General features: G+C 29.8%; 4 protein-coding genes. All 4 read left to right on the top strand.

Features of this window, described 5'->3' with window-relative positions:
* Positions 1-192 precede the first annotated feature (192 nt).
* Genes L3J60_RS09885 through acs form a run of 4 tightly spaced genes read left to right on the top strand, consistent with a single transcriptional unit; the run spans position 193 to position 7,244 of the window.
* Positions 193-2,823, top strand: coding sequence for an ATP-binding protein (locus L3J60_RS09885; RefSeq protein ID WP_291975348.1), 2,631 nt, complete (start codon positions 193-195; stop codon positions 2,821-2,823).
* Between the two features lies 1 nt (position 2,824).
* Positions 2,825-3,190 carry a response regulator gene (locus L3J60_RS09890; RefSeq protein ID WP_291975349.1) on the top strand — a complete coding sequence of 122 codons (366 nt, stop codon included), beginning with the start codon at positions 2,825-2,827 and terminating at the stop codon, positions 3,188-3,190.
* Between the two features lie 8 nt (positions 3,191-3,198).
* A complete protein-coding gene (locus L3J60_RS09895; RefSeq protein WP_291975350.1) occupies positions 3,199-3,414 on the top strand; it encodes a hypothetical protein in 216 nt (71 codons plus the stop codon).
* Positions 3,415-3,419: 5 nt separating this feature from the next.
* Positions 3,420-7,244 carry an acetate--CoA ligase gene (gene acs, locus L3J60_RS09900; RefSeq protein ID WP_291975351.1) on the top strand — a complete coding sequence of 1,275 codons (3,825 nt, stop codon included), beginning with the start codon at positions 3,420-3,422 and terminating at the stop codon, positions 7,242-7,244.
* Positions 7,245-7,400 lie beyond the last annotated feature (156 nt).

Here is a 7,400-nt window from a genome sequence, read left to right on the forward strand (position 1 = left end):
ATATAGTGAAAAAAAGACATCAACAAAAATTAATTGTGCTGACAGTATTATTACTGTTTTTATTTAATATCCCATTAATTTTGTTGTTTAATAATAGTAAACCTATTTTCGGATTACCAGCACTTTATGTATATATATTTTTAATTTGGATAGCTAGTATTATTTTCACCTATGTAATTCTAAAAAAATATTATGAGTAGTTTTTTAGTAATATCCATAATCATAGTGTATCTATCTGCCATATTTTATGTGGCTTTTTGGGCAGAAAAAAATTCAAAAAGTAAATGGGTAAATAATCCATATGTATATACACTTTCCCTCGCTGTTTATTGTACCGCTTGGACATACTACGGAAGTGTAGGGTTGGCAGCTACTTCAGGATTAAAATTTTTAACCATCTATTTAGGACCAATTATTATTATTCCTTCTTGGATTATTTTAATGAAAAAAATTATTAAAATTTCTAAAGGGAATAAAATTTCCTCTTTAGCAGATTTTATATCGCTTCGTTATGGAAATGATCGATTTTTAGGTGCTTTAGTTACTATTATTTGTGTTTTAGCAATTGTACCCTATATATCGTTACAATTAAAAGCCATTTCAGAAACATTTAATGTTATAACTAATCATACAATATTTGTAAACACCATTATAAATGACACTACCTTTTATATTGCAATTTTGCTAGGTATTTTTGCTGCTTTTTTTGGAACACAACATACAGATGCTACCGAAAGACATAAAGGAATTATAACTGCAGTTGCTTTAGAATCTGTTATTAAATTAGTTTTCTTTTTGGCTATTGGCATTTATGTAACTTTTTATCTATTTAATGGTCCTTCTGATATTTATAATCAGGTTTCTTTATTACCTAATTTTGAAAGTCAAAAATCAATTAATGGTTTGCAAGGAGGATTTAATTGGTTTTTCCTTAGTATTTTATCTATGATTGCGATTATGTTGTTGCCAAGGCAATTTCAGGCTGCTGTTGTTGAAAATGAAAGAGAAAAATATTTAAAAAAAGCGGCATGGCTATTTCCTTTATATTTATTACTATTTAATGTTTTCGTAATTTTTATAGCTTGGGGAGGTAATATTGTGTTCCATAATCAAGGAGTTGAACCTGACTTGTTTACGTTAATGTTACCCTTAAAAAGTAACCATGAATTTTTAGCTTTAATAGTGTTTTTAGGAGGCTTTTCAGCAGCAATATCTATGGTGGTTTTGTCTAGTTTAGCCTTATCTACCATGTTAAGTAATAATTTAATTATTCCTTATGGGTTTTTACAAAAATTTAGCAAAGGCGAATCGGAACAAAATATGGAATCAATAAAAAATATTAGAAGAATTTCAATTTTTTTATTGATTATTATGGCATACTTTTTTTATAAGAGTTTTACTTTAGACCGATCTTTAGTATCCATTGGTTTAATATCATTTGTAGTAATTGCACAATTAGCACCAGCTTTTTTTGGAGGATTATTTTGGAGAAGAGGCTCGTCAATTGGAGCTAAATTTGGGATAATTATTGGTTTTTTAATCACATTTTACACATTGATTTTTCCTTTTATAATTGATTCGCTAATTATTAATTCTTCATTTGTTAATGAAGGATTGTTTGGAATTCATTTTTTAAAACCCTACGAATTATTTGGATTATCAATATTTGAACCAGTTCCTCAAGCATTTTTTTGGAGTCTGTTTTTAAATATTTTAGTTTATGTTTTTGTGTCAGTGTATAACATTGGAACTTATAGAGAACGAAATTTTGCCGAAATGTTTGTAGATAATTCTAAATATGCCAGCTTACATGAAGATGCCTATGTTTGGAAAGGTGAAGCTTATGTAAAAGATTTAAAAAATATTTTAAATCGTTTTTTAGGAATAAATAGAACAGAACGGGCATTGAATTTATTTTTTATGAAATATAAATTAGATAAAAACAGTCAATTTGCTGATGCTCGGCTGGTTAATTTTTCTGAAAAATTGCTTACAGGAAGTATTGGAAGTGCTTCCTCCAGAATATTAATTTCATCGGTAATAAAAGAAGAAGAAATTAGTTTAACAGAGGTTTTAAATATTTTAGAGGAAACCAAAAAAGCAAAAGATTCTAATAAAGAATTGCAAGAAAGAGATAAACAAAAAGACGAATTTTTAGATACCGTGGCACATGAATTAAAAACGCCAATAACTTCAATTAGAGCACTTTCTGAAATATTATTAGATAATGATGATGTAGATTTTGAAACTAAAAATAAATTTTTAAGTAGTATTTTAAATGAAAGTGATCGAGTAAACAGGTTAATTAATAATATTTTAGATTTAGAAAAATTGGCTTCTGGAAAAGAAAAATTGGCTTTGAAAAAAAACTCAATTAAAAATACCATTGAAAAATCTATTGATTCAGTTAGGCAGTTAGCTCTGAAAAAAGAAATTAAAATTATTGACGAAAAAGTTAAAGATGCAAATTTCCTTTTTGATGAAGATAGAATTCAACAAGTTATTATTAATTTATTGTCTAACGCAATTAAATTTTCACCTCCTAAAAAAGGTAAGATTGTTTTAAAAACAAAAATTAATAAATATACCGTTGACGTTTTAATAGAAGATAACGGAAAAGGAATTGCAGATAATGATTTGGATTCTATTTTTGATAAATTTTATCAAGCTAAAAATCAAACAATTCTAAAACCAAAAGGAAGTGGATTAGGATTAGCAATTAGTAAACAAATTGTGGAAAGTCACAATGGAAAAATTTGGGCAAAAAACGTAAAACCAAATGGAGCAAGATTAACATTCTCCTTACCAATAAATAAAAATTAAAATGAAAAAAATATTAATAGTTGATGATGAACCTAATATTGTAATGTCTTTAGAATATCTTTTTAAAAAAGAAAATTTTGAAGTTTTTATTGCAAGAGATGGTATTGAAGCAATTGAAATTGTTGAAAACAACATGCTAGATATTATTTTATTAGATATAATGATGCCAAAAGTAGATGGATACAAAGTTCTAAAATATTTAAAAGATAGAGAAGATTTTGAGAATATTAAAGTAATTTTTCTATCCGCAAAAAACAAAATAAAAGACATAGAATTAGGTTTAAAATTAGGTGCAGATAAATATATTTCAAAACCCTTTTCAACAAAAAATTTAATTAAAGAAGTTAAACAACTTCTTAAAAATTAGAAATTATTATGAAACTAAAATTAAGTAGTAAAACATCAGATTGGGTCATTACCATTTATGTAGTTATCACATTAATTGGTAGATTTTATATTGAATCACTTTTTCAAATTAACATGTTAAATTCCTTAGTTATGGGATTTTTCACCCTATTTATTATATGGGGATTAATAAAAATAAAATTTTTAAATCCAGCTTGGTTTGGATTTTTTAACACTAAAAAATAACATCTATGAGTTACTTAAAAAATTATAATGAGAGTATTGAAAACCCAGAAAAATTTTGGAGAAAACAAGCAAAGAACTTAAAATGGTATAAAAACCCGACAAGTATTTTGTCTAAAGATGAAAATGGATTTGATCGTTGGTTTAAAGATGGAAAATTAAACATATGTTATTTAGCAGTTGATAAACATATTGAAGACGGTTTTGGAGAACAAACGGCTATTATTTATGATTCACCAGTAACCCAACAAAAAAGAAAATATTCTTATAACGATGTTAAATTTCAAGTTGAACGTTTGGCTGGAGGTCTTCGTGATTTAGGAGTAAAAAAAGGAGATACTGTAATTATTTATATGCCAATGATTCCTCATGCTGCTTTTAGTATGTTAGCATGTGCTAGAATTGGTGCAATTCATTCTGTAGTGTTTGGCGGTTTTGCACCTCATGAGTTGGCTATTAGAATAGACGATTGTAAACCAAAAGTGATTATTACGGCAACATCAGGAATGGAAGTTGACAGACTTATTGAATACAAGCCATTAGTTATAGCGGCCATAAAAAAGGCGACTCATAAACCAAATAAAGTTATTGTCTATAAACGAAATTTAGGAGCTGTAAATCCTAAAACTGAGCGTTATGTAAGTTATAAAAAGTTAGTAAAAAAATCAAAACCAGTAGCTTGTATTGAAATGAATTCAACCGATCCTTTATACATTTTATATACTTCTGGTACCACAGGAAAACCAAAAGGTATTTTAAGAGATACAGGTGGTTACGCAGTTGCTTTAAAATATTCAATGAAAGCTATTTATGGTGTAGATCCTGGTGATACGTATTGGGCAGCATCAGATATAGGTTGGGTAGTTGGGCATAGTTATATCGTTTATGGACCACTTTTAAATAGAAATACGACTATTATTTTTGAAGGAAAACCAATTAAAACTCCTGATGCTAGTACTTTTTGGAGAATTATTAGTGAATATCAAGTAAAAGTAATGTTTACTGCACCAACTGCGATTAGAGCTATTAAAAAAGAAGATCCTGATGGTGAGTTATTAAAAGATTACGATTTAACTTGCTTGAAATATCAATTTTTAGCTGGTGAACGTTGTGACGTTGCAACCTTACATTGGTTGGAAGAAAATTTGGGTATTCCAGTAATTGATCATTGGTGGCAAACAGAATCTGGTTGGCCGATGATTTCAAATATGATGGGTGTTGAAGCACTTCCAATAAAACCAGGTTCTTCTACAAAACCAGTAAGTGGATATGATATTCAAATTTTAAATAAAGAGGGTCAAAAGTTAGGACCAAATGAAGAAGGATATGTAACTGTTAAATTGCCTTTACCTCCAGGTAATCTTTTAGATATTTGGGGAAATACCCAGCGTTTTATTGATGGTTATTTAAAACAATTTGAGGGTTATTATTTTTCAGGTGATGGTGGTTATAAAGATGAAGATGGCTACGTATTTATCACAGGCCGTGTTGATGATGTAATTAATGTTGCAGGTCACAGATTATCAACAGCTGAAATGGAAGAAATAGTTTCATCTAATCCTTCTGTTGCCGAATGTGCTGTTTTTGGAATAGCTGATGATTTAAAAGGGCAAGTACCTTTAGCTTTGGTAGTTTTAAAATCTGGAGATTATGTTTCTAGTTTTGAATTAGAATACAATATTGTACATGAAGTACGAAAAATAATTGGACCTATTGCATCTTTAAAAAGAGTTTTAATTGTTAATAGATTACCAAAAACTCGTTCAGGTAAAATTCTTAGAAAATTATTAAGAAATATTGCTGACGGTGTTGAATATAAGATTCCTTCAACCATTGATGATCCAGAAATTGTTGTTGAAATTGAACATGAATTAAAACTTCATAAAATAGGAATATTTGAACATGCAACGGTAGAAGAAAAACAAACCTTAGAAGATTTAAGAATTAATTCTTTTATTAAATATTATAAGTCCTATCAACATAGTGTTAATGACCCAGAAGGTTATTGGGCACAAATAGCTAATACTTTTAACTGGCATAAAAAATGGGATAAAGTACTAGAATTTAATTGGGATGAACCAAAATTTGAATGGTTTAAAGGAGCTAAATTAAATATAACTGAAAATTGTATTGATCGTCACTTAGAAAAAAGAGGCGATGAATTAGCTATTATTTGGGAACCAAATGATCCAAAAGAAGCCAATAGAACTTTAACTTACAAACAATTGTCTGTTGAAGTGAATAAATTTGCTAATGTTTTAAAAAGTAAAGGTGTCGGAAAAGGAGATCGGGTTTGTATGTATATGCAAATGGTTCCAGAATTAGCAATAGCTGTTTTAGCATGTGCTAGAATTGGAGCAATCCATTCTGTGGTATTTGCAGGATTTTCGGCAGTTGCACTTTCTACAAGAATTAATGACTCACAATGTAAAGTTTTATTAACTTCGGATGGTGTTTACAGAGGGGGCAAAGAGGTAGATTTAAAAGCAATAGCTGATGAAGCTCTAGAAACATGTCCAACTATTGAAACCTCTATTGTACTAAAAAGAATTAATTCTGAAGTAACAATGAAAGCGGGTAGAGATGTTTGGTGGCATGATGAAATTGCTAACGCTAACCCTAATTGTACAGCCGAAATTATGGATGCTGAGGATGTATTATTTATTCTATACACCTCTGGTTCAACAGGGAAACCAAAAGGTATGGTACATACTTGTGGAGGTTATATGGTGCAAACGGCACATAGTTTTAAAAATGTTTTCCAATATGAACACGGAGATGTATATTTCTGTACCGCAGATATAGGTTGGATTACAGGTCATTCTTATATTGTATATGGACCTTTAGCAGTTGGGGCAACTACATTAATGTTTGAAGGAGTTCCTTCATATCCAGATTATTCTCGTTTTTGGGCTATTGTTGAAAAATACAAGGTTACTCAATTTTATACGGCACCAACAGCTATTAGAGCTTTGGCAGCTAAAGGAAATGAATATACCGAAATTCATGATTTAAGTTCTATTAAAATTCTAGGAACCGTTGGAGAACCAATTAATGAGGAAGCTTGGCACTGGTACGATGAAAAAATTGGAAAACAAAAAGCTCCAATTGTAGATACTTGGTGGCAGACCGAAACAGGAAGTATTATGATATCTCCTTTAGGCGGAGTAACACCAACAAAGCCAACTTTTGCTACAAGGCCAATGCCTGGAGTTCAACCATGTTTAGTAGATGAAGAAGGAAATGAACATAATACAAATCCATCAGAAGGAAGGTTGTGTATTAAATATCCTTGGCCATCAATGGCAAGAACTATTTATGGAAACCATAAACGTTACAAAGAAACTTATTTTAGTGCATTCCCAGGTAAATATTTTACAGGAGATGGAGCCTTTAGAGATTTGGAAGGAAATTATAGAATTACCGGTAGAGTAGATGATGTTGTTATTGTTTCAGGTCATAATTTAGGAACTGCCCCAATTGAAAATATTATTAATGAACATAGTAATGTAGTAGAATCTGCCGTGGTGGGTTATCCTCATAACATTAAAGGAAGTGCGTTATACGCATATGTAATTGTTTATGAAACCCCTGAAAATGAAGACTTTTTACGACACGAAATCAATGATTTAATTCGTCGTACTATTGGACCAATAGCTAAATTAGATAAAATTCAATTTGTGCCGGGCTTACCAAAAACTCGTTCGGGTAAAATTATGAGACGAATTTTACGAAAAATTGCAGAAAACGAAACATCCAATTTGGGAGATATTTCTACCTTATTAAATCCTGATATTGTTGAAGCAATTAAAGAAGGTTCGTTGGTGAAATAAGTAAACTAAAATAATAAAAGAGGCTGTCTAACCTGAGTTCGATGTAAGCAAATTACTTGATTTCGATACAAAATTCTTTCAGAATTTCACTCAATCTGACGTAATTTGCAAACAAAACACGTCAATTCGAGTAATTTTCAATAGAAAATTGTATCG

This window comes from Lutibacter sp., assembly GCF_021647475.1.
Classification (GTDB): Bacteria; Bacteroidota; Bacteroidia; order Flavobacteriales; family Flavobacteriaceae; genus Lutibacter.

Excerpts from the sequence above, each read along its gene's own strand:
- acs (WP_291975351.1), top strand. The coding sequence starts at position 3,420 with ATGAGTTACTTAAAAAATTATAATGAGAGTATTGAAAACCCAGAAAAA.
- L3J60_RS09890 (WP_291975349.1), top strand. The coding sequence starts at position 2,825 with ATGAAAAAAATATTAATAGTTGATGATGAACCTAATATTGTAATGTCT.
- L3J60_RS09895 (WP_291975350.1), top strand. The coding sequence starts at position 3,199 with ATGAAACTAAAATTAAGTAGTAAAACATCAGATTGGGTCATTACCATT.
- L3J60_RS09885 (WP_291975348.1), top strand. The coding sequence starts at position 193 with ATGAGTAGTTTTTTAGTAATATCCATAATCATAGTGTATCTATCTGCC.